Annotated in this window: 23 protein-coding genes and 1 pseudogene; 12 read left to right on the forward strand and 12 right to left on the reverse strand. The window is 67.8% G+C overall.

Features of this window, described 5'->3' with window-relative positions; all coding sequences use genetic code 11:
• Positions 1-459: pseudogene (locus A5781_RS01175) on the forward strand (hypothetical protein); the annotation flags it as partial.
• Between the two features lie 21 nt (positions 460-480).
• Here the strand turns inward: A5781_RS01175 and A5781_RS01180 are convergent.
• The 7 genes from A5781_RS01180 to A5781_RS01210 are packed head-to-tail and all read right to left on the reverse strand — an operon-like array spanning position 481 to position 6,824.
• Positions 481-828 (reverse strand): metal-sulfur cluster assembly factor, encoded by a 348-nt coding sequence (locus A5781_RS01180; RefSeq protein WP_066958214.1) that lies wholly within the window; start codon positions 826-828, stop codon positions 481-483.
• The gene (sufU, locus tag A5781_RS01185; protein ID WP_067741563.1) at positions 803-1,303 is read right to left on the reverse strand and encodes a Fe-S cluster assembly sulfur transfer protein SufU; all 501 of its coding nucleotides are present in this window, start codon (positions 1,301-1,303) and stop codon (positions 803-805) included. The genes A5781_RS01180 and sufU overlap by 26 nt, the downstream gene beginning before the upstream one ends.
• A complete protein-coding gene (locus A5781_RS01190) occupies positions 1,300-2,547 on the reverse strand; it encodes a cysteine desulfurase (RefSeq protein WP_067199873.1) in 1,248 nt (415 codons plus the stop codon). Before A5781_RS01190 ends, sufU begins: the two co-directional genes overlap by 4 nt.
• 2 nt (positions 2,548-2,549) lie before the next feature.
• Positions 2,550-3,332, reverse strand: a complete 783-nt coding sequence (sufC, locus tag A5781_RS01195; RefSeq protein WP_067199876.1) for a Fe-S cluster assembly ATPase SufC — start codon at positions 3,330-3,332, stop codon at positions 2,550-2,552.
• Positions 3,329-4,543, reverse strand: a complete 1,215-nt coding sequence (sufD, locus tag A5781_RS01200; RefSeq protein WP_067199879.1) for a Fe-S cluster assembly protein SufD — start codon at positions 4,541-4,543, stop codon at positions 3,329-3,331. Before sufD ends, sufC begins: the two co-directional genes overlap by 4 nt.
• Positions 4,540-5,988 carry a Fe-S cluster assembly protein SufB gene (sufB, locus tag A5781_RS01205; protein WP_067199882.1) on the reverse strand — a complete coding sequence of 483 codons (1,449 nt, stop codon included), beginning with the start codon at positions 5,986-5,988 and terminating at the stop codon, positions 4,540-4,542. Before sufB ends, sufD begins: the two co-directional genes overlap by 4 nt.
• A complete protein-coding gene (locus A5781_RS01210) occupies positions 5,985-6,824 on the reverse strand; it encodes a metalloregulator ArsR/SmtB family transcription factor (protein WP_231987332.1) in 840 nt (279 codons plus the stop codon). Before A5781_RS01210 ends, sufB begins: the two co-directional genes overlap by 4 nt.
• Positions 6,825-6,951: 127 nt before the next feature.
• On the opposite strand from A5781_RS01210, the gene A5781_RS01215 reads away from it, so the two are divergent.
• Positions 6,952-7,242, forward strand: coding sequence for a hypothetical protein (locus tag A5781_RS01215; RefSeq protein WP_067199886.1), 291 nt, complete (start codon positions 6,952-6,954; stop codon positions 7,240-7,242).
• Between the two features lie 42 nt (positions 7,243-7,284).
• On the opposite strand, the gene A5781_RS01220 is transcribed toward A5781_RS01215, so the two are convergent.
• Positions 7,285-8,115 carry a HugZ family protein gene (locus A5781_RS01220; protein WP_067199889.1) on the reverse strand — a complete coding sequence of 277 codons (831 nt, stop codon included), beginning with the start codon at positions 8,113-8,115 and terminating at the stop codon, positions 7,285-7,287.
• Between the two features lie 94 nt (positions 8,116-8,209).
• Entirely contained in the window at positions 8,210-8,998 is a 789-nt protein-coding gene (locus A5781_RS01225; RefSeq protein WP_156624289.1) for an NlpC/P60 family protein, read from the reverse strand.
• An 88-nt stretch (positions 8,999-9,086) separates the two neighbouring features.
• Here A5781_RS01225 and mptB point away from each other — a divergent pair, with 88 nt between their 5' ends.
• The 4 genes from mptB (at position 9,087) to A5781_RS01245 (ending at position 13,583) form a co-directional block, all read left to right on the forward strand.
• Positions 9,087-10,799 (forward strand): polyprenol phosphomannose-dependent alpha 1,6 mannosyltransferase MptB, encoded by a 1,713-nt coding sequence (mptB, locus tag A5781_RS01230; RefSeq protein WP_067199934.1) that lies wholly within the window; start codon positions 9,087-9,089, stop codon positions 10,797-10,799.
• On the forward strand, positions 10,796-11,731 hold the full coding sequence (locus A5781_RS01235; protein WP_156622652.1) for an ABC transporter ATP-binding protein: 936 nt from the start codon (positions 10,796-10,798) through the stop codon (positions 11,729-11,731). The genes mptB and A5781_RS01235 overlap by 4 nt, the downstream gene beginning before the upstream one ends.
• Positions 11,728-12,507 carry an ABC transporter permease gene (locus A5781_RS01240; RefSeq protein ID WP_067199899.1) on the forward strand — a complete coding sequence of 260 codons (780 nt, stop codon included), beginning with the start codon at positions 11,728-11,730 and terminating at the stop codon, positions 12,505-12,507. Before A5781_RS01235 ends, A5781_RS01240 begins: the two co-directional genes overlap by 4 nt.
• A 140-nt stretch (positions 12,508-12,647) precedes the next feature.
• The gene (locus tag A5781_RS01245; RefSeq protein WP_197503644.1) at positions 12,648-13,583 is read left to right on the forward strand and encodes a heme A synthase; all 936 of its coding nucleotides are present in this window, start codon (positions 12,648-12,650) and stop codon (positions 13,581-13,583) included.
• On the opposite strand, the gene A5781_RS01250 is transcribed toward A5781_RS01245, so the two are convergent.
• Complete coding sequence (locus tag A5781_RS01250; RefSeq protein WP_067199905.1) at positions 13,533-14,210, reverse strand: hypothetical protein; 678 nt, start codon at positions 14,208-14,210, stop codon at positions 13,533-13,535. The genes A5781_RS01245 and A5781_RS01250 overlap by 51 nt on opposite strands.
• Before the next feature lie 19 nt (positions 14,211-14,229).
• Between A5781_RS01250 and A5781_RS01255 the strand changes: the two genes are divergently transcribed.
• Positions 14,230-15,207 carry a quinone oxidoreductase gene (locus A5781_RS01255; RefSeq protein ID WP_067199908.1) on the forward strand — a complete coding sequence of 326 codons (978 nt, stop codon included), beginning with the start codon at positions 14,230-14,232 and terminating at the stop codon, positions 15,205-15,207.
• Between the two features lie 4 nt (positions 15,208-15,211).
• On the opposite strand, the gene otsB is transcribed toward A5781_RS01255, so the two are convergent.
• Together otsB and A5781_RS01265 are read right to left on the reverse strand one after the other, a co-directional pair.
• A complete protein-coding gene (gene otsB, locus A5781_RS01260) occupies positions 15,212-18,889 on the reverse strand; it encodes a trehalose-phosphatase (RefSeq protein WP_067199911.1) in 3,678 nt (1,225 codons plus the stop codon).
• 371 nt (positions 18,890-19,260) lie between these two features.
• Entirely contained in the window at positions 19,261-20,187 is a 927-nt protein-coding gene (locus A5781_RS01265) for a heme o synthase (protein ID WP_067199914.1), read from the reverse strand.
• A 256-nt stretch (positions 20,188-20,443) separates the two neighbouring features.
• Here A5781_RS01265 and tkt point away from each other — a divergent pair, with 256 nt between their 5' ends.
• The 5 genes from tkt to pgl are packed head-to-tail and all read left to right on the forward strand — an operon-like array spanning position 20,444 to position 26,922.
• Positions 20,444-22,534, forward strand: a complete 2,091-nt coding sequence (gene tkt, locus A5781_RS01270) for a transketolase (protein ID WP_067199917.1) — start codon at positions 20,444-20,446, stop codon at positions 22,532-22,534.
• Between the two features lie 15 nt (positions 22,535-22,549).
• Positions 22,550-23,668, forward strand: coding sequence for a transaldolase (tal, locus tag A5781_RS01275; protein ID WP_067199921.1), 1,119 nt, complete (start codon positions 22,550-22,552; stop codon positions 23,666-23,668).
• A complete protein-coding gene (gene zwf, locus A5781_RS01280) occupies positions 23,665-25,209 on the forward strand; it encodes a glucose-6-phosphate dehydrogenase (protein WP_067199924.1) in 1,545 nt (514 codons plus the stop codon). Before tal ends, zwf begins: the two co-directional genes overlap by 4 nt.
• A gap of 49 nt (positions 25,210-25,258) precedes the next feature.
• Positions 25,259-26,170, forward strand: coding sequence for a glucose-6-phosphate dehydrogenase assembly protein OpcA (gene opcA / locus A5781_RS01285; RefSeq protein ID WP_067199928.1), 912 nt, complete (start codon positions 25,259-25,261; stop codon positions 26,168-26,170).
• On the forward strand, positions 26,167-26,922 hold the full coding sequence (pgl, locus tag A5781_RS01290; RefSeq protein WP_067199931.1) for a 6-phosphogluconolactonase: 756 nt from the start codon (positions 26,167-26,169) through the stop codon (positions 26,920-26,922). The genes opcA and pgl overlap by 4 nt, the downstream gene beginning before the upstream one ends.
• The last annotated feature ends 34 nt before the right edge of the window (positions 26,923-26,956 follow it).

Raw genomic sequence — 26,956 nt, forward strand, 5'->3', positions numbered from 1 at the left:
GATGTGTATAAGAGGACGCGGATCGTGCAGGTCGCGCCGGCCAAGCTGACCGACGTCATCCCCGGCAGTTGCGTCAACGTGCGGGCCACCCCGCAGAGCGCGCCGACCGGTGGCGCGATCACCGCGCAGGCGGTGACCATCACCTCCGCAGTCGACGGCAAGTGCCCGCCGCCGGCGGGCTTCTACGGCACGGTCACGTCGGTCGCTGGTGACACGATCGCGGTCAACGGCATCGGCGCGCAGGCGAACCCGACCACCGTGACGGTCGCCAACTCGACCTCATACCAGCTGCAGACTCCGTCGGACGCCCAGGCGATCGCGAACGGCAAGTGCATGGGGGCTCAGGGAATTCAGGACGCCGGCGTGCTGCACGCGATGACCATCAGCCTGCAGACGTGCCCGCCGATGGGGCATCCGCACCACCACCTGCACCTGCCGCATCTGCCCTTCCACCTTTAGCGCTTTAGGGCGGGTGCAGATTCAGACGGTAAAACCGAGGGCACGCAGCTGTTCGCGCCCGTCTTCGGTGATCTTGTCGGGCCCCCACGGCGGGTTCCACACCCAGTTGATCCGCAGCTCGTCCACCAGCCCGCTGCTGACGAGCGCGCTGCGTGACTGGTCCTCGATGACGTCGGTCAGCGGGCAGGCCGCCGAGGTCAACGTCATGTCGATCAGGGCGACGGTTCCCTCGTCGCCCTCTTCCACGTTGAGGCCGTAGACCAGTCCGAGATCGACGACGTTGATGCCCAATTCGGGGTCGACGACGTCGCGCATCGCCTCCTCGAGGTCGGCAAGGAATTCGTCATCCGGTGCGGCGGTCTCGCTCATTTTCTTCCTCCTCGAAGTCCGCGCCCCTGTCAGTGCAAGCCTGGGCCAATGCGTCCTTGAACGCCATCCATCCCAGCAGTGCGCATTTCACCCGGGCCGGGTATTTGGCCACTCCGGCGAACGCGATCCCGTCACCCAGGATCTCCTCGTCACCCTCGATGGTGCCGCGCGAGGACACCATTTCGGTGAAAGCGGTGATGGTGTGCAGCGCCTCGGGCACCGTCTGACCGATCACCTGCTGGGTGAGCACCGAGGTGGCCGCCTGGCTGATCGAACAGCCTTGGCCGTCATAGGAGACGTCCGCGACGCGCCGACCGTCGTCGGACAGCGCAACCCGCAGCGTCACCTCGTCACCGCAGACCGGATTGACATGGTGGACCTGCGCGCCGAACGGCTCCCGCAGCCCGCGGTGCTGCGGATGCTTGTAGTGATCGAGGATCACGTCCTGATACATCTGCTCCAGGCGCACTGTCACTGTCTCCCAAAGAATTCGAGCGCGCGCCGCACTCCGGCCACCAGCCGCTCGACCTCGTCGGGGGTGTTGTACACGGCGAACGACGCCCGGGCGGTGGCCGCCACGCCGAACCGGCGGTGCAGCGGCATCGCGCAGTGATGCCCCACGCGCACCGCGACGCCCTCGTCGTCGAGCACCTGCCCGACGTCGTGCGCGTGCACGCCGTCGACGACGAAGGAGACGGGCGAGCAACGGTTTTCCATGGCGGTCGGCCCGACGATACGCACGCCGTCGATGCCCGAGAGGCCCTCGAGGGCCGCGGCGACCAGCTCGCGCTCGTGCGCCTCGACGGCGTCCATGCCGATGGCGTCCAGATAGCGCGCGGCCGCGCCCAACCCGACCACCTGGGAGGTCATCGGCGTGCCGGCCTCGAACCGTTGCGGCGCGGGCGCGTAGGTCGACGCCTCCATCGTCACCGTCTCGATCATCGACCCACCGGTGAGAAACGGCGGCAGCTGCGACAACACCTCGCGACGGGCGTAGAGCACGCCGACCCCGTTGGGGGCCAACATCTTATGCCCGGAGAAGGCGGCGAAGTCGACGCCGAGCGCGTGCAGGTCGACCGGCTCGTGGGGCACCGACTGGCAGGCGTCCAGCACCGTCACCGCGCCCACCGCGTGAGCGCGACCGACCAGTTCGGCCACCGGCGCCACCGCGCCCGTCACGTTCGAATGATGGCTGAAGGCAACGACTTTCACGCGCCCGTCAAGCTCCAGCGAGTCCAGGTCGATGCGCCCGTCGTCGGTGACCCCGTACCAGCGCAGCGTGGCACCGCTGCGGCGGGCCAGCTCCTGCCACGGGACGATGTTGGCGTGGTGCTCCAGCTCGGTGGTGACGATGACGTCGCCCTCGCCCACGGCTCGGTCGAACCGCTTGTCGCCCAGCACATATGACGCCAGGTTCAGCGCCTCGGTGGCGTTGCGGGTGAACACCAGCTCGTCGGCATCGGCGCCGACGAACGCGGCGATGTCCGCGCGACCCTGCTCGTAGGCGTCGGTCGCCTCCTCCATCAGCTGGTGCGCACCACGATGCACCGCGCCGTTGGAGGTGATCAGAAACTCGCGCTCGGCGTCGAGCACCTGCAGCGGGCGCTGGGACGTCGCGCCGGAATCCAGGTACGCCAACTGCTTTCCGCCGCGCATCACGCGCTTCAAGATGGGGAAGTCGGCGCGAATCGCGTCGACGTCCAGTGCTGTCCCCGTCATGCTTAAGCCCCTGCGGCCGCCGCTTCGGTGAAGCGCACGTAGCCGCTCTCCTCGAGTTCGTCGGCCAGCTCCGGCCCGCCCGATTCGACGATCCGGCCCCCGACGAACACGTGCACGAACTGCGGCCGGATGTAACGCAAGATCCGGGTGTAGTGGGTAATGAGCAGGATGCCGCCGTGCTCGGCCTCGGCGTAGCGATTCACGCCCTCACTGACCACCCGCAGCGCGTCCACGTCCAGACCGGAGTCGGTCTCGTCGAGGATGGCGATCTTGGGCTTGAGCAGGCCCAGCTGCAGGATCTCGTGGCGCTTCTTCTCACCGCCGGAAAACCCCTCGTTGACACTGCGTTCGGCGAACGCCGGGTCGATGTCGAGGTCGCTCAAGGCGGCCTTGACCTCCTTGACCCAGTGCCGCAGTTTCGGCGGCTCGCCGCGGACGGCGGTCGCGGCGCTGCGCAGGAAGTTCGACATCGACACGCCCGGAACCTCGACGGGGTACTGCATGGCCAGGAACAATCCGGCACGGGCGCGCTCGTCGACGCTCATGTCCAGGACATTCTGGCCGTCCAGCGTGATCGACCCGGACGTCACCCGGTACTTCGGGTGACCGGCGATCGCGTAGGACAGCGTCGACTTGCCCGAGCCGTTGGGCCCCATCACCGCATGCGTCTCACCGGAATTCAAGGTCAGGTTGACGCCGTTGAGGATGGGGATCTCGCGGCTTCCCTCGGGCGCGTTCGGGTCTTCGACGCTGACGTGCAGGTCTTTGATTTCCAATGTCGTCATGACGCTGTTGTCTTCTCCGTGATTTCCAGTTCGTGTTCGATGGCGGCGGTCAGGCGCTCCCGGATGTCGGGCACGGCGATCTTCGAGATGATCTCGCCGAAGAAGCCGCGCACCACCAGCCGGCGCGCCTGGTCTTCGGGGATGCCGCGGGCACGCAGGTAGAACAGTTGCTCGTCGTCGAAACGCCCTGTGGCACTGGCGTGCCCGGCGCCGACGATTTCGCCGGTCTCGATCTCCAGGTTGGGCACCGAGTCGGCGCGCGCCCCGTCGGTGAGCACCAGGTTGCGGTTCACCTCGAAGGTGTCGGTGTCGGTGGCCTCGGCGCGGATCAGCACGTCGCCCACCCAGACGGTGTGGGCGTCGGGCCGCTGCGATGTCGGATCCCCTTGCAGCGCACCCTTGTAGAGCACGTTGGACTTGCAATTGGGCTGCGCGTGGTCGACCAGCAGCCGCGACTCCAGGTGCTGCCCGTCGTCGGCGAAGTACAACCCGAGCAGCTCCGCGTCTCCGCCCGGGGCGGCGTAGCGCACGTTGGCCGACATCCGCACCACTTCGCCGCCCATAGTGACGGCGACGTGCCGCAGCACCGCGTCCTTGCCCAGCCGGGCGTGCTGCGCGGAGAGGTGAACCATGTCGTCGGCCCAGTCCGCGATCCACACGACGGTGAGCCGGGCGGCGTCGTCGACGATGAATTCAACGTTGTCGGCGTAGGTTCCGCTCCCCCGATGGTCGATCACCACGACCGCCTCGCCGAGTTCGGCGACGCTGATCTGCAGGTGCCCGTATGCCACCGCACCGGCGCCGGGGCCCGTCACGGTGATGTTGACCGGCTCGGCGATCTGCGTGTCACGCCCGATGCTCACCAGCGTCGCGGAGTTGAACGACGAAAATGCTTGCGCCGCAACGCGGTCGGTGGGCGCGCCGCCGCGGCCGAGTCGTTGGTCGCCGCGGCGGACGGTTTCGACCTGCAAGCCCGGCTGTTCACTGACGCTGATCTGCGCCTTGCCGGTCGCTTGAGCCGAGCCGTCGTGCAAACCGCGCAGCCGACGCAGCGGGGTGAACCGCCAGAGTTCGTCGCGCCCGCTGGGCACCTCGAACGCGTCCACGTCGAAGGACGCGAACAACTCGCCCTTGTTCAGGGCAGCAGCGGCGGTCAATTCGCGCTTCCCCACCTCATCGCTACGCTCTGCATTGTCGCTGGCGCGGGTCATCCGACCGCGCCCTCCATCTGCAACTCGATGAGCCGGTTGAGCTCCAGGGCGTACTCCATGGGCAGTTCCTTGGCGATCGGCTCGACGAAGCCGCGCACCACCATCGCCATCGCCTCGTCCTCGGTCAGTCCGCGGCTCATCAGGTAGAACAGCTGGTTGTCGCTGACCTTGGAGACGGTGGCCTCGTGGCCCATCGTGACGTCGTCCTCGCGGATGTCGACGTAGGGGTAGGTGTCGCTGCGGCTGATCGTATCGACTAGCAGCGCATCGCATTTCACGCTGGAGCGCGACCCGTGTGCGCCCTTGTTCACCTGCACCAGGCCGCGGTAGGAGGTGCGGCCGCCGCCGCGGGCCACCGACTTGGAGACGATGTTGCTCGACGTGTTCGGCGCCAGGTGCAGCATCTTGGCGCCGGCGTCCTGGTGCTGGCCCTCCCCGGCGAAGGCGACTGACAAGACCTCGCCCTTGGCGTGCTCCCCGGTCATCCACACCGCCGGGTATTTCATGGTCACCTTGGACCCGATGTTGCCGTCGACCCACTCCATGGTGGCGCCGGCCTCCGCGCGGGCGCGCTTCGTGACCAGGTTGTAGACGTTGTTCGACCAGTTCTGGATGGTGGTGTAACGGCAACGCCCACCGGGCTTCACGATGATTTCCACCACCGCGGAGTGCAGCGAGTCCGACGTGTAGATGGGCGCGGTGCAACCCTCCACGTAATGCACGTAAGCATTTTCGTCGACGATGATCAGCGTCCGCTCGAACTGGCCCATGTTCTCGGTGTTGATCCGGAAGTAGGCCTGCAGCGGGATGTCGACGTGCACGCCGGGCGGGACGTAGATGAATGATCCGCCGCTCCACACCGCGGCGTTGAGCGCGGAGAACTTGTTGTCCCCGGCCGGGATCACGGTGCCGAAGTACTGCTGGAACAGCTCGGGGCGTTCCCGCAACCCGGTGTCGGTGTCGAGGAAGATGACGCCCTGGGCCTCCAGGTCCTCGCGGATCTGGTGGTAAACCACCTCGGACTCGTACTGGGCGGCCACACCGGCGACCAGGCGCTGCTTCTCGGCCTCCGGGATGCCCAGCCTGTCGTAGGTGTTCCGGATGTCCTCGGGCAGGTCATCCCAAGAGGCGGCCTGCTTTTCGGTCGAGCGCACGAAGTACTTGATGTTGTCGAAGTCGATGCCCCCGAGGTCCGAACCCCACGTCGGCATCGGCTTGCGCTCGAAGATGCGCAACGCCTTCAGCCGCGTCTGCAGCATCCATTCGGGCTCGTTCTTCTTCGCCGAGATGTCGCGGACCACCGCCTCGGACAGCCCGCGCTGGGCGCTCGCCCCCGCGACGTCGGTGTCCGCCCAGCCGTAGCCGTACCGGCCCAGCGAGGCGATCGCCTGCTCCTGGGTCAACGGCTCAGCAGTGGCCTTTTGGGCCTCTGGCGTGAGGGTCATAACGACGCTCCTTCGATGCTCGTGGTGTCGGTCATGTTGCGCCGCTCCTCCTCATCGCTTCGCGATGCATCGTCGCCGGCGCGGCGCGGGCTGGGCGCCGGGGTCAGAGGTACGTGAGTGGTGCAGGCGCAGTCCCCGTTGACGATGGTCGCCAACCGCTGCACGTGGGTCCCGAGCACCTCGGCCATGGCCTGCTGCTCGGCCTCACACAGCTCCGGGAATTCCTCGGCGACGTGGGACACCGGGCAGTGGTGCTGGCAGATCTGCACGCCGTGGATCGGGCCGCCGACCCGTGTCGTGGTGGCGACGTACCCGGCCTTGGTCAGCGCGCCGGCCACCCGTTCGGCGGCCGCCTCGACTTCGGCGTCGTCGTCGCTGTCCGCCGCCGGCACGCCGGACAGGATCGCGTCGATTCGACGCCGGGCGAACGTGCGGACCGCATCCTCCCCGCCGATCTCCCGCAGCTGCCGCATGGCGGCCGACGCGAGGTCGTCGTAGGCGTGCTCGAGCTTGGCGCGGCCCGCCGCGGTGAGCCGGAAACGCTTGGCGGGGCGCCCGCGACCCACCTGCTGCCAGGACGCGGCGGGCACCGCCTCGGCGTCGCCCGCCTCGATCAGGGCGTCGAGATGGCGCCGCACGCCGGCGGCCGTCAACCCGAGCCGGTCGCCGATCTCGCCGGCGGTGATCGATCCCGATTCCACCAGCAGGCGCACGATGGCGCGCCGGGTGTGGCCGTCCCGCACCGCGGCGGCCGCTGCACCCACGGCAGCGTCGTCGAGGTCGGTTCGGATTTTCACAACACCAGTGTGACGCAATTCCGGGGATCGGTCTACCAAGGGTGCCCTGAGCGGGCGTTGCGCTGGTCACACTCCGCCCACTTTGGGACCTTCGCCCATAGTGGCCGGCCCGCCGCGCCGAATAGCGTCGGCGGTGGTATTGAAATCTCCCAAAGAAGGAATTGACATGGCTCAGACGACTGAATCGAAGTCCGTCGCATCGTATTCGACCGACCTGCTCGACGAGGTACGCGAATCGGCCAAAGCCGGCCAGCACGCCGCGGCGGAGGCGCTTCGGGCGTTCCACAAGACCCTTGACGAGGCAATCCCGGAGGCCGTGCAACCGCTGCGCACCAAGATTGTCGACGCCGCTATCGAACTGGCCGACAAGCTCGTCGCCGCCCAGTATCAGTTCAACCGCAGGCTGGTCTCGACCGCGGATCGGGCGCTGAGCAAGGCTGACGGCGAACAGAAGTAGCCAGGGCGGGGGTTTTCGCCGGCTCGCCTTCGGTGATGCGGATCAACCGCCTTCATGCGGGCCGTGTTCGTCGATAGCCGGATTCGCGGCACGGGCTAATGCCGCTGTGGCCGAACGCAATTCGTTGGCGGATTCCAACCTTGCGGGAAAGCCGACCCGGGCGTAGGCCACCCCGCGGGGGGTGTGCACCCGCAGGTCCAGGCCGTAGCGGTCGACGCCGGTACACAGTGCCGTGTCGGTGTCGGGGTAGCCGCCGAAGATTCGGGCCATGGCGGCCAGCGAGTCGGCGTGGTCGGCGTTGAGATGTGCGAGGGCCCGGGCGGCCGCGGGCGCAACCGGATCCGGGGAGGCGGCCGCGTACTGATCGCCGGTGGCCGAGTCCATCCGACCGTATCCACCTACCCAGCGCACCCGCTGAACCCGTAGCACCCACAGGCTGAAGTCGCTGAAGTCCAGGTAGTGCCGGGCGGCGGGGACCGCCGTCAGGTATGCCGCCCGGGCGTCGCCGTGCTCGGACCCCGCGGGCTTCGCGACCATTCCGGCCAGGGTGATTCGGCTGCCGGCCAGCGGGTCGGTGTCGCCGCTCGCCGCCACGATCGACAGGCTGGCCCTCGGGTCCCGCGCGAGGTTGCGGCCGTGCTCGGCCAGGCTCGAGACGCACAGCACGGGCATCCCGTCCAGCAGTCCATAGGCCACCAATGACGCCCACGGGTCGCCGTCAGCGGTCAACGTGGCCAGCGTGGCGACGTTGGTGGCGGCGGCGATGCTGCGGGCCTGCTCCGCCGCGGACGGGCGGGCCTCGTTAGTCGGCGAGCGCAGGGGTGGCGGCACGGAGGGTGCGTCCCCTGGGTCGCCATGGTCGCGAATCGCCACGAAGGCGAGGCTAGCGCGAAGGGCCTTGTCAACCGGATGCAGCGCCTCGCCGCCGCGCCGAGCCCGGCCGTCGCGCCGATCTCCGTGACTCGTCTCAGCCGATCGGCCGCCACGCAACGATTACCGCGTCCCGGTACCAGCCGACCCGATTGCGGACCTGGACTCCGATGAGGTTCTGGGCGCTGACCCGGCTGTCGATGATGTGATCGTCGTCGACGTAAATGACCACGTGCGAGGCCTCGGCACTTCCGTTGGGGTGCAAGTAGATCAGATCCGCGGGCTGGAACGGTCCCTCTTTCGGGATGCGTCGGCCCATCGGACCGGCGGTGCCCTCCGCCTGTTGGTGGACATTGCCGCCGAACTTGATGGCCAGGCCGTAGTTGTAGGTCCAAGCGGTGAAATTGGAACAGTCCAGACCTCGTCCCGGACCCCAGGCCGTCGGCCCGGGTGGGGCCTCGGCATCGGGATTCTCTTCGGACACACCGGCATAGGTCGAGGCCGGTGGTTCCCAGCCGGGGATGTGATGGTGGCGGTATTGCAGCCCCAGCGGATTGCCGGGCGCGTAGATGTAACGCATCGCCACCGCGAGGATCCGTTCCCGCTTCCAGGCGGCGGGATCGCAACGCGCATTTTGCGGAATGCCCGGCGGCGGCAGGGCTTTTGCCCGTGGTCCCCATCCCCTGTTCACGTATTGGCCCTCGGCGTCGGTGCGGTACCACTGGGCCGGAGGATCGTCGGTTTGCGGCAGCGCGTCGCGGCTGGCGAAGTCCGCCGTCAGCGAGTCCCAGCTGCAGGAGAAGCGGTAGGACACCTCACCGTTGTCGCCGCGAGCCAACCCAGTCGGAGTTGCCAGGCACAGCACCGACATCAAGGAAAGGACCAACCGTCTTCGATGCCTCAATGAGCCTCCGACCGGTGTGATGGCGGCGGCGAGCCAACGGGCGGGGGGCCCCGACGGCTACGCTGCTCTGATGGCAGCCCGCCACCACGTGCTGAGCTCGTCGATCGCCAGCTTGCATGGCGACGAGCAGGCGGTGGGCACGCCGCTGAACGATAGCGAGCTCACCGCGCTGCTGCGCACCCGCCTGTTCGGCGCCACCGGCACCATCCTGATGGCGATCGGCGCGCTGGGCGCCGGGGCCCGGCCCGTCGTGCAGGACCCCACCTTCGGGGTGCGGTTGCTCAACCTGCCGTCGCGGATCCAGACGGTGTCGCTGACGATGACGACGACCGGCGCGGTCATGATGGCGCTGGCCTGGCTGATGCTCGGCCGGTTCGCGTTGGGCAGCAGGCGAATGTCCCGAGGCGACCTGGACCGCACCCTGCTGTTGTGGACGCTGCCGCTGCTGATCGCGCCGCCGATGTACAGCAAGGACGTCTACTCGTACCTGGCCCAGAGCCAGATCTCTTTGGAAGGGCTCGACCCCTACCGGGTGGGGCCGGCGTCCGGACTCGGCCTGTCCCACGTCTTCACGCTGTCGGTCCCCACGCTGTGGCGGGAGACGCCGGCGCCCTACGGCCCGCTCTTCCTGTGGATCGGGCGCGGCATCTCGGCGGTCACCGGGGAGAACATCGTCGCCGCCGTGCTGTGTCACCGACTGGTGGAGCTGATCGGCGTGGGGTTGATCGTGTGGGCGACCCCGCGGCTGGCCCGGCGCTGCGGTGTCGCCGAGGTCAGCGCGCTGTGGCTGGGCGCGGCCAATCCGCTGCTGATCATGCATCTGGTCGCCGGCGTGCACAACGAGGCGCTGATGCTCGGGCTGATGCTCGCGGGCGCCGAGTTCGCGCTACGGGGCATCGATTCTCCGCGGCTGTTGCCGGCCTCCTGGCGGCCCGGCCCCGATTGGGAGCCGCTGGGCATGCTGCTGGCCGGCGCCGTCCTGATCACGCTGTCGTCGCAGGTGAAACTTCCGTCGCTGCTGGCCCTCGGGTTCGTCACGATGGCGCTGGCCTACCGCTGCGGGGGCAACCTGCGGGCGTTGCTGCTGGCCGGCGGCGCGATGACGACGCTGTCGCTGGCGGTGATGGCGGCGGTCGGCTGGGCCAGCGGCCTCGGGTTCGGCTGGATCTACACGCTCGGCACCGCCAACGTCGTCCGCAGCTGGATGTCGCCGCCCACCCTGCTCGCCCTGGGCACCGGGCAGGTGGGGATCCTGCTGGGATTCGGCGATCACACCACCGCGGTGCTGGGGCTCACCCGCGCCATCGGCGTGCTGATCATCACGGTGATGGTGGGCTGGCTGCTGGTGGCCGTCTTCCGCGGCCGGCTGCACCCGATCGGTGGCCTGGGCGTGGCGCTGGGCGTCACCGTGCTGCTGTTTCCCGTCGTACAGCCCTGGTACCTGCTGTGGGCGATCATTCCGCTGGCCGCCTGGGCGACCCGCAGCGGATTCCGGGTGGCGGTCATCGTCATCACCCTCGTCGTCGGCATCTTCGGCCCGACGGCCAACGGGGACCGCTTCGCGCTGTTCCAGATCGTGGACGCCACCTTGGCCAGCACCGTCATCGTCGCGGGGCTCATCGCGCTGACGTACACCCGCTTGCCGTGGCGGCGGCTCCCATCCGAGGGTGCCGAAGCGCCGGAGACGGCCGCCGAAACCGCGCCCGCGCCCGAGAACGCTCAGGCCCCCCTGGGGACCCCTCGTTCCCAGGCGGTGCCCGACGCCTACGCTGATTCCACGTGAGCTCGGACGTTCCTGAAACAGTCGTGCGACTGCGCGGGGTGAGCAAGCACTACGGATCCACCACGGCCGTCGCCGATCTCGACCTCGAGGTGCACGCCGCCGAAGTGCTCGCCCTGCTGGGCCCCAACGGCGCCGGCAAGACCACGACGGTCGAAATGTGCGAGGGCTTCGTGCGCCCGGACGCCGGCACCATCGAGGTGCTCGGGCTGGACCCGATCGCCGACAACGCCCGCCTGCGCACCCGCATCGGGGTGATGTTGCAGGGTGGTGGCGGCTATCCCAGCGCCCGCGCGGGCGAGATGCTCAACCTGGTCGCCTCCTACGCCGCCGACCCGCTGGACCCGGCGTGGCTGCTGGACACCCTGGGCCTCACCGATGCCGCCCGCACCACCTACCGACGGCTGTCCGGCGGGCAGCAGCAGCGGCTCGCGCTCGCGTGCGCGCTGGTCGGCCGCCCCGAACTGGTCTTCCTCGACGAACCCACCGCGGGCATGGATGCGCACGCCCGGCTGCTGGTGTGGGAACTGATCGACGCGCTGCGCCGCGACGGCGTGACGGTGCTGCTCACCACCCACCAACTCAAGGAGGCCGAGGAGCTCGCCGATCGGCTGGTCATCATCGACCACGGGGCGACGGTGGCCGCCGGCACACCGGCGGAGCTGATGCGCACCGGCGCGAAGGACGAGCTGCGGTTCACCGCTCCGCCGCGGCTCGACCTGTCGCTGCTGACAGCCGCCCTGCCGGAGGACTACCGCGCCAGCGAGGTGACGCCGGGCGAGTATCTGGTCGAGGGCCCGGTCGACCCGCAGGTGCTGGCCACCGTGACGGCGTGGTGCGCGCGGATCGACGTGCTGGCGACCGACATGCGCGTCGAGCAGCGCAGCCTCGAGGACGTGTTCCTCGACCTCACCGGCAGGAAGTTGCGGCAGTGACCCAATCGAACGTCTTCCCCGCGGGGACCTTCACCCCCGACCCGCGACCCAGCACGGTGCCGCGGATGCTGGCCGCGCAGTTCGGCCTCGAGCTCAAGCTGCTGCTGCGCAACGGCGAGCAGCTGCTGCTGACCATGTTCATCCCGATCACGCTCCTGATCGGGCTAACGCTGCTGCCGTTCGGCTCCTTCGGGCACAACCGCGCCGCCACCTTCGTCCCGGCCATCATGGCCCTCGCGGTCATCTCGACCGCCTTCACCGGGCAGGCCATCGCGGTCGCCTTCGACCGCCGCTACGGCGCGCTCAAGCGGTTGGGGGCGACCCCGCTGCCGGTCTGGGGCATCATCGCCGGCAAGTCGCTGGCCGTGGTCACCGTGGTGTTCCTGCAGGCAATCCTGTTGGGCGCCATCGGGTTTGCGCTGGGCTGGCGGCCCGCCCTGGCCGCGTTGGCGCTGGGTGCGGCGGTCATCGCGCTGGGCACCGCGGGCTTCACCGCCCTCGGGCTGTTGCTGGGCGGGACGCTGCGGGCCGAGATCGTGCTCGCGATCGCCAACCTGCTGTGGTTCGTCTTCGCCGGGCTCGGCGCGCTGACGGTGGAATCTGGGATGATCCCGACCGGCGTCAAGTGGGCGGCCCGGCTCACCCCGTCGGGCGCGCTGACCGAGGCCCTGTCGCGGGCGATGGTCCTGTCGGTGGACTGGTTCGGCATCGTCGTCCTTGCGGTGTGGGGCGCGCTCGCGGCGCTGGCGGCGCTGCGCTGGTTTCGGTTCACCTGACGGGGCGTCGAGATTGGCGCCATGGTCGTGGGGGGCGCCGCCGGAACAGCCGTCACGGCAATCTCGACGACGCGAGGGCTTACTACAGGACGTAGTTTTCGTTGGCCTACCATCGGGCCATGCCCGTGGGACGAACGCTGATGCGGTTGGTGGACCTCCTCCCCAATCCGAGCGTGCGTGTCCAGCGCCTCATCGCCGCGGCCGTCATCATCACCCAGGGCGGCATCGCCGTCACCGGAGCGATCGTCCGGGTCACCGCGTCGGGGCTGGGTTGCCCCACCTGGCCGCAGTGCTTTCCAGGCAGCTTCGTCCCGGTCGCGCACGCCGAGGTGCCACGCGTCCACCAGGCGGTCGAGTTCGGCAATCGCATGATCACCTTCGCGGTGGTCGTCGCCGCGGCGCTGGCCGTGTTGGCCGTGACCCGGGCCCGCCGACGCCGGGAAGTCCTGGTGTACGCGTGGCTCATGCCGGTGTCGACGGTGGTGCAGGCGGTCATCGGCGGCATCACCGTGCGTACCGGGCTGCTGTGGTGGACGGTGGCCATCCACCTGCTCACCTCGATGACCATGGTGTGGCTGTCGGTGCTGCTCTACGTCAAGATCGGCGAGCCCGACGACGGAGTGGTGCACCGGCGCGTGGCCCGGCCGTTGCGCGCCCTGACGGCGCTGATCGGCCTGGACCTGGCCGTGGTGCTGGTCACCGGCACGCTGGTGACGGCCGCCGGGCCGCACGCGGGTGACCGCAGCCCCACCCGCACGGTGCCGCGGCTCGAGGTCGCCGTCGACACACTGGTCCACGCGCACTCCTCGCTGCTGGTCGCCTACCTCGCCCTGCTGGTCGGGCTGGCCTTCGGCCTGCTGGCGGTGCGCGCCGCCCGGCCCATCCTGCGGCGCCTGATCGTGCTGCTCGCCCTGGTGTGCGCACAGGCCGCGGTCGGCACCGCCCAGTACTTCACCGGGGTGCCCGCCGCGCTGGTCGCCCTGCACGTGGCCGGGGCCGCGGCGTGCACCGCGGCGACCGCGGCGCTATGGGCGTCGATGCGAGAACGGGCCGAGCCCGAGCCGCTCGCAGGCTGACTCCACGGCCAGCGCGAACTCGCGCTGGGCGCGCTCGCGGGTGGCGGCGTCCAGGTGCCGCCAGCCCAGCGCCGGCGCGACGAGGTCGAGCCGCACCAGCCGATCCCCGGCGACGTCGGCGCGCGCGTAGAGCAGGTCGCGTGCGGCGATTCCGGCGCGATCCGCGGCCGACGCGAGCGCGGCGTAGCCGAGGTCCCACGCTTCGAACTCCGGCTCGTCCGGCCAGGCGTGCGATTGCTTTCCGCCGAGAAAGATCAACGCCGACTGCGCCACGTGCCGGCCACGCGGCCCGTCAAGGACAGTCGGCACCCCGTCGTTGTCCAGGTCGCGCAGATACCGCTCCTCGAGGTTCCAAGCGACCGCGCCGGGCGGATTGAGCAGGTGGCGCACCCGCCGCGTCCAGGCCAAGAATTCGTCGCGTCGGTCCGGATCGTCCGCGGTCGCACGCAGGATGACCAGGTCAGCGCGCACGGTCTCGGAGTCGTCCCAGGACCGCCAGCGGGCGTGTAGTCCACGAGTTCGCAACGCGGGCACCAGCCCGGTGTCCTCAGGGTCGCCGCCCGTGCACCCGGGAGGACCCGCCAGCACGATGCGGGGATGGAAGATGTCCGGACGGGCGAGTTTCATGCCCGGGCATGATAAGCACATGCACGCAATCGAAGTGAGCGAAACCGGCGGCCCCGAGGTGCTGCGCTACGTCGACGCACCACAGCCCGCGCCCGGGCCCGGCGAGGTGCTGATCAAGGCCGAGGCGATCGGCGTCAACTACATCGACACCTACTTCCGCTCGGGCCAGTACCCGCGCGAGCTGCCGTTCATCCTCGGTTCGGAACTGTGCGGCACCGTCGCCGCTGCGGGTGACAGCGCCGACGGTTTCCGCGTCGGCGACCGGGTGGTCAGCGCGTCGGCGTCGGGCGGTTACGCCGAGTACGCCACCGCCCCAGCGACTTTGACGGCACCCGTGCCGGACGGCGTGAGTTCCGACGTGGCGGCGTCGGTGCTGCTGAAGGGCTTGACCGCGCATTACCTGCTCAAGTCGGTGTATCCGGTGCAGGCCGGCGACACCGTATTGGTGCACGCCGGCGCGGGCGGGGTCGGGCTGATCTTGACGCAGTGGGCCACCAGCCTGGGCATCCGGGTGATTACGACTGTGTCCACACCGGCCAAGGCGGAACTGTCCCGACAGGCCGGCGCCACCGACGTGCTCGATTACCCAGGCGACGACCCCAGCGAGTTCGGCAGGCAGATCCGCGATCTAACCGATGGTGTGGGTGTGGCAGCGGTGTACGACGGGGTTGGGGCCGACACGTTCGATGCCAGCCTGGCCAGCCTCGCCATCCGGGGGACGCTCGCGTTGTTCGGTGCCGCCAGTGGACCGGTACCCCCCGTGGACCCGCAGCGCCTCAACGCCGCCGGCTCGGTGTACCTGACTCGGCCGATGCTTGGCCACTTCACCCGTAGTGAACAGGAATTCGCTTGGCGCGCAGGGGAATTGTTCGACTCAATCGCCACGGGCTCGATCAGCGTCACCGTGAGCCGGCGTTACCCACTGGCCGACGCCGCCCGGGCCCACCGCGACCTGCAAGGGCGTAAGACCGTCGGCTCGGTCGTGCTGGTGCCATAGGTTTTCAGGTGAATCGAACGACGCTGCCCGGCATCAACCGTTCCACTCGTCCGCGGCACTCGACTTCGACCGGTGGGACATCGCGTGGGTCGACGCTGATCTCCGCACCCTTACCGCTGACCCGCACGTGCAGGTGGCTACCTCGGTAATGCAGCGGAAAGCCTAGTGGCCCAAGATATTCTGGCCATTGCGGAGACAGTACGATGCGATTGCCACGGATCTCCAGACCGGTGAAGCACCGCTGCACGAAGTCGACGCTGCCGGCCATCGCGGCCAGGTGAACACCTTCGGAAGTGGTGCCGCCCTGGATGTCGGAGATGTCGGATGCGAGCGCTTTCTGGAAGAACTCCAGCGCGCGATCGCGATTGGCCCGGGCCAGCACCCATGCGTGGACGACCGCACTCAATGTCGACCCGTCTGAGGTGCGGGCCAGGTAGTAGTCCACCATCTCCGGGATCTTGGCGGGGGCCAAGTGGTAGCCGAGCCGGCTTAACAGCTCACGCAGTTCGTCCGATGACAGCAGGTAGAGCAGCATCAGTGCGTCGGCCTGCTTGGACGCTTGGTACCGGTTGACGTCGTCATCCTCGGCTTCAAGAATGCGGTCGAGGCGCTGAATGTTGCCGTAGCGCTGCCGGTAGGAATCCCAATCCAGTTCCGCCAGTTCCTCATATCCTTCGAACTGGCTGATCATGCCATCGTGGAACGGGACGAACATGCGCCGGCTGACGTGGTCCCACTGGGTCAGCTCGTCGTCGGTCAGTTCTAGCTTCTCGCGCAAATCCAACCGGTTGGGCAGCGGCATCAGCTCGAGCGCGTCGATAGCCCGCAGGATCACCCAGGCCGCCATCACGTTCGTATACGCGTTGTTGTTTACCCCCTCATATGGCCGGTCCGGATAGCCTGCGTGGAATTCGTCGGGTCCGACGACCCCGTTGATGCTGTAGCGATCTCGGTCGGAGTCGTAAGTGGCCCTGCTCACCCAGAACCGGGCTATCTCGGCCAGCATCTCGGTCCCGTAGTCGATCAGGTACGCCAGATCGCCCGTGGCTTGGTAGAACTGCCACACGTTGTAGGCGACGGCGATGCCGATGTGGTGCGCACGATGGCTGGGATCGGGCAGCCACCGGCCGGACTTCGGATTCAGGTGTCGCTCCGGACTTTCCTCGCGCCCATCGCTGCCGGACTGCCACGGGTACATCGCGCCACGGTAACCGGCCAGCTTGGCGAGGCGGCGGGCCTCCATCAGGCGGCGATATCGGTAGCGCAGCAGCGATCGGGTGACCGTGGGCACTCTCAGGTTCAATACCTGGAAGATGAATAGCTCGTCCCAGAAAATGTGCCCGCGGTATGCCTCACCATGCAGCCCGCGGGCTGGCACCCCTACATCGAGTTCCTCGCTGTTGTACGACACCGTCTGCATCAGGTGCAGCAGGTGTAGGCGCAGGACGCGCAAGTGCTCGGCGTGGTTGCCGAATTCGAAGGACAGCCGTTCCCACAGATGTGCCCAGGCGGTCTTGTGGGCGTCACATATCTCGGCGTATCGCGGCTGCCGGCCGAGCCTGCGTTCGGCGCCAGTGGCCGGATGGGATGTGGCAACATCACGCCCGGTCACCAAAACGACGATCTTCTCCACGGTCAGCGCCTGACCCTCTCGCAGATCGGTGAAGATCTGATGGCCGATTTCGAATTCTTCGTCGAGTAGTCGGTAGGTTGCGGGCGCCGGCGCGTCGCCATGCCAGATGCTGGTCCGCACGGCCAGCGCGACCGGGATCTTCGATTGGGTGGTCTCGACGGTCATCAGCACCGAGTTTTCCGACAGCACGCGCTTTTCCAGTCCCTGCAGGTGATTGCAGGCCAAGTCTCGATAACGCTCTACCCCCGAGTTGCGGACGTTTCCGTCGATCGTCGACCGGAATTCGACAGTTCCCGACCAGTCCTCGGCCACGATGGTGGTTTCCATCGCGGCCACGTGTACGACGTGCATCGCTACGAACCGCTGCTGTGTCACTGAGGTGGTGCGGCCGGCGTCGTCGCGAAAACGCAGTTGGCGCATCAGCACTGCGCTACGGAGGTCGAGGGTTTGTCGGTAGGACAGCAATTTCACCGCGTCGACGTCGAACCAGTCGCCATCGTTGATGCGAAAGGTAAGCGGAAGCCAGTTGGGCAGATTCACCAGGCTTTCGTGTTCTGCTCGGGTTCCGCCGATCAGGTCGTCAAGCCGGTTGTACACGCCGCCCGCGTACGTTCCCGGGTAATGAATCTGGCCGGCCCTCGATTCCGGCGCGGCCCCGCGGGTGGCGAAGTAACCGTTACCGACCGTGCACAGTGCTTCGCGCAGCTTTTCGTTGGGAGGGTCATAACCCTCGAACGTGAGAGTCCAAGCGCGACTGTGCGTCTCGCGCTGATATGCCAGCCACCTGCCGCCGCGCTGGACGAAGTCACGGACTTCGGTGGGGCTTCTCAGCGTGAAGCTGGCAGCGGTCGGCCGGTCGCCATCTTCGTCGTGCCGGATCAGTATCCCGATTCCGCTGAAGCGAACCGCATCGAACGCATCCTCGTCGGTAATGTCATCACCGATATAGATGGGCAGCACCCGTTCCGTGTCAAAGATGCGATCGCGGATCCAGGTGAGGGCGGTGCCCTTGTCCCAGCCGATGTCCGGCCGCAGCTCGACGACCTTGCGACCGGTCGTCAGCCTCAGCCCAGGCCGAAGACCTCGCCGGCGTACCGCCGCGATCACCTCGGCCACGCGGTCGGGTGCGACATTGCGGTAGTGCACCGCGATTGCGAACCGCTTGTGTTCGACGTGCGCTCCCGGAATCCGGCTCAGTTCGCCGCGAAGGTCGTCCGCAGCGTTCCCGAGCACACGTTCCGCGGCGCCGGCCGCTTCGTATTGGTGGTGGCTGCCGTCGGGTGCCATCAACTCAAAGCCGTGGCTGCCGGCATACCAGATTCCCGGTACCCCGACCCGAGCGCGGATATCCGCCAGATCCCGGCCGGACAGTATCGCGACCGGGCACTGCGTCGCCAGATGCGCGAGCGCCTCGGCTGAGCCCTCGACAAGCTTGGCGGTATCGGGGTCCGGCACGATGTGCGACAACGTGCCGTCGTAATCCAGGCAGATGAATGGCTGTCGGCCGGCGGCAATACCGATGACTTGACCGTAAGAGTCCAGCGCGTTGGGACGCTGTGACATGCGTTTGTGCCCCGTTGTGACGTCGACGTAAGCGAGATCGGGGACGACGACGTCGGCGCCGCAACGCAGGAGCTTGTCGGCTTGGCCGCCCCGGCCGACACCGACGACGAGCGCGAAGCCACCTTCGCGTGCGGCCTCCACCCCGGAATCCGCACCGTCGACGACCACCGACCGCTGCGGGACCACCCCCAACTTGCGGGCGGCCGCCAATAAAACCGTCGGGTCCGGCAGCGGGGGAACTTCGGGTACTCCTGGGGCATGGTCGAACCAGACGGTGAACGCTTTGGCGATCCGAGCCGCCGCCATCGCCTGTCCGGGCTGCGCAGCCAGGGAATAGGCAGCCGTCGCGACGCCGGCCGTCCGCAGCTTCTCTGCTAGCGCAACAGTCGACTCCAACGCGTCGTCATCGGTTCCCGGCCCGATCACGCCGTCGAGACCGAAGATCACCGCATCGTGCGAGCGCGGGTCGATCGTGACTGGCTTCATTGTGGTAATTCCCCTTCCCGAACTCGTTGCGGCGGCATGAGAACCGGCGGAATACCTGGAGATGTGCTCGTTGTCTCATCGTTGCGTGTGGGTGAAACGACGAGAACCCTTTGTGCGCGATCCGAGCCCTTCGGCAGCTGGGATGTGACTAAGGTCCACTGAGAGGTCCACCGAGAGCGGTTGGGTGCAAACCTCAGCGGCCCAAATCAGGTCACATCTGCCCCATCGGCCTCTGCGCGGGAGGAACTTGCCATCGTCCCGCCTCCGAGCGACTGTGCACGCGCGGACGCGCAGTCGCTCTGGGGCGGGCACTCGAGGGCCACCCGCGCCGCCGGAGAGACGGTGTGGCCGATGTGGCTAGGTCGTAGGCGTCAGAACAAATGCGGTAGTGCGATCACCGAGTCGACCGCCAATGCGCAGAACACCACCGCGAGGTAGTTGTTCGATTGCAGGAACAACCGCAGCGGCTTGACGGGCTCGCCGGCGCGAACCCCGGCGTAGAGCTGGTGGGCCATCGCCAAGAACCACACCCCGGCGACCACGGCGACCGCCGCGTAGAGCCAGCCGGTGGCAAGCGCCAGCGCCAGCGTCGCCGCCACCGTCAGCCAGGTGTAGATCAGGATCTGCTTGGTGACCTGACGCTCGGTCGCCACGGCGGGCAGCATCGGGACGCCGGCCGCTTTGTAGTCGTCCTTGTAACGCATCGCCAGCGCCCAGGTGTGCGGCGGCGTCCAGAAGAAGATGATCGCGAACATCACCAGCGCCGGCCAGCCGATGGTGCCGGTGACGGCCGACCAGCCGATCATCACCGGCATGCAGCCGGCGGCGCCGCCCCACACGACGTTCTGCGACGTGCGTCGCTTGAGCAGCAGCGTGTAAACCAGCACGTAGAAGGCGATGGTGGCGCCGGCCAGGTGTGCCGACAGCATGTTCGTCGTCCGCCACAGCCAGAAGAACGATGCCACCGACAGCGCCAACCCGAACACCAGCGCGTGGCTGCGCGGGACCGCGGCCCTGGCCAGCGGCCGGCGCGCCGTGCGCTTCATCACTTTGTCGATGTCGGCGTCGGCCACGCAGTTGAGCGTGTTGGCTCCCCCGGCGGCCAGCATCCCACCGATCAACGTGTTGAGGATCAGCAGCGGGTCCACAGTGCCCCGGTGGGCGAGCAGCATGGCCGGAATGGTGGTGACGAGGAGCAGCTCGATGACCCGCGGCTTGGTCAGTGCCAAATACGCGAGCACCGTGCCAAGCACTCGGCTCGGTACTCGGCTTGGGGCGACGCGCCCGCGAACGCTCACGCAATAACTCCTTGGGGTCGCAGCAGCGCGCAGCATCTACTACACACGATGGTAGACCGCGGGCCGGTAATGGCCTGCCCGCAGGGTCCATTCACCCAGACTTCTCCCAGATTTCCGAACTGAATGTTACGGGTCGACGGCCACCGCGTAATTTTCACACCAGCCGGCTGCGGGTACCCAAAACCTGCACTGCAAGAGCCGGCCCTCCCGCACTAGGGTGGGATTGATCAGCTTGATGACCCCAAGGACTGAGTCTGTGACCACACTCGAAGAGATCTCGACGCTGACCCAACCGCACCTCCCCGACGACTGGTCCGAGCTCGACTCGGCCGCCGTCGACACCATTCGGGTGCTGGCCGCCGACGCGGTCCAAAAGGTTGGCAACGGACATCCCGGAACGGCGATGAGCCTGGCTCCCCTGGCCTACACCCTGTTCCAGCGCACGATGAAACACGATCCCAGCGACACCTACTGGCTGGGTCGGGACCGGTTCGTGTTGTCCTGCGGGCACAGCAGCCTGACGCTGTACATCCAGCTCTACCTGGGTGGGTTCGGCCTGGAGCTGTCCGACATCGAGTCGTTGCGCACCTGGGGATCCAAGACGCCCGGGCACCCGGAGTTCCGGCACACCAAGGGCGTTGAGATCACCACCGGTCCGCTCGGCCAGGGCCTGGCCTCGGCGGTGGGCATGGCGATGGCGTCGCGCTACGAGCGCGGGCTGTTCGACCCCGACGCCGCTCCGGGCACCAGCCCGTTCGATCACTTCATCTTCGTGATCGCCTCCGACGGCGACATCGAGGAGGGCGTGACCTCCGAAGCGTCGTCGCTGGCGGCCGTGCAGCAGCTCGGCAACCTGATCGTGTTCTACGACCACAACCAGATCTCGATCGAGGACGACACCAACATCGCGCTGTGCGAGGACACCGCCGCGCGCTACGAGGCCTACGGATGGCACGTGCAGCGGGTGGAGGGCGGCGAGAACGTCGTCGGCATCGAGGAGGCCATCGCCAACGCCAAGGCTGTCACCGACCGGCCGTCGTTTATCGAGCTGCGCACCATCATCGGCTTCCCGGCGCCGAAGTTGATGAACACCGGCAAGGCGCACGGCGCGGCGCTGGGCGACGAGGAAGTCGCGGCCGTCAAGGAGATTTTGGGCTTCGATCCCGAGAAGAAGTTCGAGGTGCGCGACGAGGTCATCGCCCACACCCGCAAGCTGGTGGACCGGGGCAAGGAAGCGCACGAGAAGTGGCAGGCGGACTTTGACGCCTGGGCGGAGCGTGAACCCGACCGCAAGGCACTGCTGGACCGGTTGACCGCGGAGGAATTGCCCGACGGCTGGGACGCCGACATCCCGCGCTGGGAACCCGGCGACAAGGCGCTGGCGACGCGCGCGGCGTCCGGCAAGGTGCTCAATGCAGTGGGTCCGAAGCTTCCCGAGTTGTGGGGCGGCTCGGCCGACCTGGCGGGCAGCAACAACACCACCATGGACAACGTCAAATCCTTTGGTCCGCCGTCGATTTCGACCAAGGACTACACGGCGGACTGGTACGGGCGCACGCTGCACTTCGGTGTGCGCGAGCACGCGATGGGCGCCATCCTGTCCGGAATCGTGCTGCACGGCCCGACGAGGGCCTACGGCGGCACCTTCCTGCAGTTCTCGGACTACATGCGCCCGGCGGTGCGGCTGGCCGCACTGATGGACATCGACACCATCTACGTATGGACGCACGACTCGATCGGGCTCGGCGAGGACGGACCGACCCACCAGCCGATCGAGCACCTCGCGGCGCTGCGCGCCATCCCCAAGCTGTCGGTGGTGCGTCCGGCCGACGCCAACGAGACGGCGTACGCCTGGCGCACCATCCTGGCCCGCGGCAACGGCAGCGGTCCGGTCGGGCTGATCCTGACCCGCCAGGGCGTGCCGATACTGGAAGGCACCAACGTCGAGGGCGTGGCCAAGGGCGGGTACGTCCTTGGCGATCCCGGCGGCGACGAGCCGGACGTCGTCTTGATCGCCACCGGCTCGGAGGTTCAGCTCGCGGTAGAGGCCCAGAAGCTGTTGGCGGACAAGGACATTGTCGCGCGGGTCGTGTCCATGCCGTGCGTGGAATGGTTCGAATCTCAGCCCGAGGACTACCGCGACGGTGTGCTGCCCCCGTCGGTGTCGGCCCGGGTGGCCGTCGAAGCGGGCGTCGCGCAGCCCTGGCACAAGCTCGTCGGCGACACCGGCAAGATCGTGTCGATCGAGCACTACGGCGAATCCGCCGACTACAAGACTTTGTTCCGTGAATTCGGTTTCACCGCAGAAGCCGTCGCGGCCGCCGCGGAACAGGTAGTGGACAACTGAGAAAGGGTGATTCACATGACTCAGAACCCAAACCTTGCGGCGCTGTCCGCCGCGGGCGTATCCGTTTGGCTGGATGACCTGTCGCGCCAGCGGCTGCAGTCGGGCAATCTGCAGGAGCTGATCGATACCAAAAGCGTTGTCGGAGTGACCACGAACCCGTCGATCTTCCAGAAGGCATTCGCCGAGGGCGACACTTACGACGGTCAGATCGCCGAGCTCGCCGAGCGTGGCGCCGACGTCGATGCCACCATCCGCACTGTCACCACAGACGACGTGCGCAACGCGTGCGACGTGCTGCGGCCGCAGTGGGAAGCGTCCGACGGCGTCGACGGCCGGGTCTCGATCGAGGTCGACCCGCGCCTGGCCGCGGAGACCGACAAGACCACCGCGCAGGCCGTCGAGCTGTGGAAGATCGTCGACCGGCCGAACGCGTACATCAAGATCCCGGCGACCAAGGCCGGCATTCCGGCCATCACCGCCGTGCTGGCGGAAGGGATTTCAGTCAACGTCACGCTCATCTTCTCGGTCGAGCGGCACCGCCAGGTGATGGACGCCTACCTCGCCGGCCTGGAGAAGGCCCGCGAGGCGGGACACGACGTGTCCAAGATCCATTCCGTGGCATCATTTTTCGTGTCTCGGGTGGACACAGAGGTCGACAAGCGGCTGGAGAAGATCGGTTCCGAGGAGGCGCTGGCGTTGCGCGGCCAGGCCGGGGTCGCCAACGCCCGGCTGGCCTATGCCGCCTACCAGGAGGTGTTCGAGGGCGGCGATCGCTACAAGGCGCTCAAGGGCGACGGTGCCCGCGTGCAGCGCCCGCTGTGGGCATCCACCGGGGTCAAGAACCCCGACTACTCCGACACCCTCTACGTCACCGAGCTGGTCGCGCCGAACACGGTGAACACCATGCCGGAGAAGACAATTGACGCCGTGGCCGACCACGGCGAGATCAAGGGTGACACCGTCACCGGCACCGCTTCCGCCGCCCAGGAGGTGTTCGACAAGCTGGCCGGGGTCGGGATCGACTTGACCGACGTGTTCGTGGTGCTCGAGAACGAGGGCGTGGAGAAGTTCGTGGACTCGTGGACCGAGCTGCTGGAGGAGACGCAGAAGCAGCTGGATTCCGCCTCGAAATGAGCCCGGCTCGTACCGCTGCACAATGGCATAACCCGTTACGGGACAAGCGCGACAAGCGGCTGCCGAGGATCGCCGGCCCCTGCGGCGTGGTGATCTTCGGCGTCACCGGCGACCTCGCCCGCAAGAAGGTGATGCCGGCCATCTACGACCTGGCCAACCGCGGGCTGCTGCCGCCGAGCTTCTCCCTGGTGGGCTTCGCCCGTCGGGACTGGGAGACCCAGGATTTCCGCAAGGTGGTCTATCAGGCCGTCAAGGATCACTGCCGGACGCCCTTCCGGGAGGAGAACTGGGAGCGGCTGGCCGAGGGATTCCGTTTCGTGCCAGGTTCTTTCGATGACGACGCGTCGTTCGCCCGGCTGGCCGAAACCCTGGACAAACTCGACGCCGAGCGCGGCACCGGCGGTAACCACGCCTTCTACCTGGCCATCCCGCCGAAGTCCTTCCCGGTGGTGTGCGAACAACTGCACAAGTCCGGATTGGCCCGCCCGCAGGGTGATCGCTGGAGCCGGGTGGTCATCGAGAAGCCGTTCGGGCACGACCTGGAGAGCGCGCAGGCCCTCAACCATGCGGTCAACGCCGTCTTCCCCGAGGAGGCGGTGTTCCGCATCGACCACTATCTGGGCAAGGAGACGGTCCGCAACATCTTGGCGCTGCGGTTCGCCAATCAGTTGTTCGACCCGATCTGGAACGCGCACTACGTCGATCATGTGCAGATCACCATGGCCGAGGACATCGGATTGGGCGGGCGCGCAGGCTATTACGATGGTATCGGTGCTGCCCGCGATGTCATCCAGAACCACCTGATGCAGCTGCTGGCTCTCACCGCGATGGAAGAGCCGGTCAGCTTCAATCCCGCGGCGTTGCAGACCGAGAAGATCAAGGTGCTCTCGGCGACCCAGCTCGCCGAGCCGCTCGACGAGACCACCAGCCGCGGCCAGTACACCGGCGGCTGGCAGGGCGGCGAGAAGGTCGTCGGGCTGCTCGACGAGGAAGGGTTCGCCAAGGACTCCACCACCGAGACGTTCGCCGCCATCACGCTGGAGGTCGACACCCGGCGCTGGGCCGGTGTGCCGTTCTATCTGCGGACCGGAAAACGCCTGGGCCGCAGGGTGACCGAGATCGCGCTCGTCTTCAAACGCGCGCCGCATCTGCCGTTCGACGCCACCATGACCGACGAGCTGGGCGCCAACGCCATGGTCATCCGGGTGCAGCCCGACGAGGGAATCACGCTGCGGTTCGGCTCCAAGGTGCCGGGAACCGCGATGGAGGTCCGCGATGTCAACATGGACTTCTCCTACGGCTCGGCGTTCGCCGAGGAGTCGCCGGAAGCCTACGAACAGCTGATCCTCGACGTGCTGCTGGGCGAGCCGTCCCTGTTTCCGGTCAACGAAGAGGTCGAATTGGCTTGGCAGATATTGGATCCCGTCCTGGATAACTGGGCGGCCGACGGCAAGCCCGAGCCGTACGAGGCGGGCACCTGGGGTCCGGAGTCGGCGTTCGAGATGCTGCGCCGGACCGGCCGGGAATGGCGGCGGCCGTGATTCGCGCCGGCGACGATGCAGAACGAAGTGATGCTGAGGAGCGGCGGCCGTGATTATCGACATGCCGGACACCACCACCACCGCGGTCAACAAGAAGCTCGAGGAACTGCGGGAGAAGGTTGGCGCCGTGACGATGGGCCGGGTACTGACGCTTCTCATCGCGCCCGACAGCGACGCCATCCTCGAACAGTCGCTCGAGGCGGCCAACAACGCCAGCCACGAGCACCCCAGCCGGGTCATCGTCACGATGCGGGGTGACCCGTACGCCGACGAGCCGCGCCTGGACGCGCAGCTGCGCGCGGGCGGAGACACCGGGGCCACCGAGGTGGTGATCCTGAATCTGTCCGGGGCGCTCGCCGGGCACGCCGCCAGCGTCGTCACCCCGTTCCTGCTCCCCGACATCCCGGTGGTGGCGTGGTGGCCCGACGTCGCGCCGGCCGTTCCGGCACAGGATCCGTTGGGCAAGTTGGCGATTCGGCGCATCACCGATGCCACTAACGGAACTGATCCGCTGTCGGCGATCAAGGGCCGACTGCCCGGGTACACGGCCGGCGACACCGACTTGGCCTGGGCCCGCATCACCTACTGGCGGGCGCTGTTGACCTCCGCGGTCGACCTGGCGCCCCACGAACCGATCGAGTCGGCCCTGGTGTCCGGCTTGAAAACCGAGCCGGCGCTTGACATCCTCGCGGGCTGGCTGGCCAGTTGCATCGATGGCCCGGTGCGCCGCGCGGTCGGCGAGCTCAAGGTGGAACTCGTACGCAAGAGCGAGACCATCGTCCTGAGCCGGCCCCAGGAGGGCAGGACGGCGACACTGAGTCGCACCGCCAAGCCGGAGGCTCTGCTTCCCTTGGCCCGCAGGGAAACCGGCGAGTGCCTCGCCGAAGACCTGCGGCGGCTCGATCCCGATGAGATTTACCAGTTAGCGCTAGAGGGCATTGAGAAAGTGCAGTACGTGTGAGCACCATCATCGAAGTTTTCCCGGAAGGTCAGGCGCTGGTCGAGGCCGCGGCCAACCGATTGGCCGATAACATCCGCAACGCCGTGGCGGCCCGGGACCGAGCGCTCGTCGTCCTGACCGGCGGTGGCAACGGCATCGGATTGCTCAAGTCCCTGGCGGGGCACGAGATCGCCTGGCCCAAGGTGCACCTGTTCTGGGGCGACGAGCGCTACGTCCCCGAGGACGACGAAGAGCGCAACGACAAGCAGGCGCGGGAGGCGTTGCTGGACCGGATCGACATTCCGTCCAGCCATGTGCACACGATGCCGGCCAGCGACGGCGAATTCGGCACCGACCTCGCCGCCGCCGCGCTGGCCTACGAACAGCTGCTGGCGGCCAACGCCGAACCCGGCCAGCCCATTCCGAATTTCGACGTGCACCTGTTGGGCATGGGCCCGGAGGGCCATATCAACTCGCTGTTCCCCGACACCCCCGCCGTGCTGGAAACGAGCCGCATGGTGGTCCCGGTGGAGGACTCCCCCAAGCCGCCTCCCCAACGAATCACCCTGACGCTGCCCGCGATCCAGCGTTCGCGCGAGGTCTGGCTGATGGTGTCCGGGGCGTCCAAGGCCGACGCGGTGGCCGCGGCCATCGGCGGCGCCCCGCCGGTCGCGGTGCCGGCCGCCGGGGCGATCGGGCAGGAAACCACGCTGTGGCTGCTCGACGAGGAGGCCGCGGCCAAATTGCCCGCTCGTCCGGGTCAGCCAAGCTAGCCCCCGCCCGGTTTGATCCGGGTGATAATGACCT

The organism is Mycobacterium sp. 852002-30065_SCH5024008, from assembly GCF_001665645.1.
GTDB lineage: Bacteria > Actinomycetota > Actinomycetes > Mycobacteriales > Mycobacteriaceae > Mycobacterium > Mycobacterium paraffinicum.

What these genes read in the sequence shown, in the direction of transcription:
- sufD (WP_067199879.1), bottom strand. Translation starts at nt 4,543, where the DNA reads ATGACCCGCGCCAGCGACAATGCAGAGCGTAGCGATGAGGTGGGGAAG.
- sufB (WP_067199882.1), bottom strand. Translation starts at nt 5,988, where the DNA reads ATGACCCTCACGCCAGAGGCCCAAAAGGCCACTGCTGAGCCGTTGACC.
- A5781_RS01190 (WP_067199873.1), bottom strand. Translation starts at nt 2,547, where the DNA reads ATGACGGGGACAGCACTGGACGTCGACGCGATTCGCGCCGACTTCCCC.
- tal (WP_067199921.1), top strand. Translation starts at nt 22,550, where the DNA reads ATGACTCAGAACCCAAACCTTGCGGCGCTGTCCGCCGCGGGCGTATCC.
- mptB (WP_067199934.1), top strand. Translation starts at nt 9,087, where the DNA reads ATGGCAGCCCGCCACCACGTGCTGAGCTCGTCGATCGCCAGCTTGCAT.
- A5781_RS01215 (WP_067199886.1), top strand. Translation starts at nt 6,952, where the DNA reads ATGGCTCAGACGACTGAATCGAAGTCCGTCGCATCGTATTCGACCGAC.
- A5781_RS01245 (WP_197503644.1), top strand. Translation starts at nt 12,648, where the DNA reads ATGCGGTTGGTGGACCTCCTCCCCAATCCGAGCGTGCGTGTCCAGCGC.
- sufC (WP_067199876.1), bottom strand. Translation starts at nt 3,332, where the DNA reads ATGACGACATTGGAAATCAAAGACCTGCACGTCAGCGTCGAAGACCCG.
- zwf (WP_067199924.1), top strand. Translation starts at nt 23,665, where the DNA reads ATGAGCCCGGCTCGTACCGCTGCACAATGGCATAACCCGTTACGGGAC.
- otsB (WP_067199911.1), bottom strand. Translation starts at nt 18,889, where the DNA reads ATGAAGCCAGTCACGATCGACCCGCGCTCGCACGATGCGGTGATCTTC.
- A5781_RS01250 (WP_067199905.1), bottom strand. Translation starts at nt 14,210, where the DNA reads ATGAAACTCGCCCGTCCGGACATCTTCCATCCCCGCATCGTGCTGGCG.
- A5781_RS01180 (WP_066958214.1), bottom strand. Translation starts at nt 828, where the DNA reads ATGAGCGAGACCGCCGCACCGGATGACGAATTCCTTGCCGACCTCGAG.
- A5781_RS01255 (WP_067199908.1), top strand. Translation starts at nt 14,230, where the DNA reads ATGCACGCAATCGAAGTGAGCGAAACCGGCGGCCCCGAGGTGCTGCGC.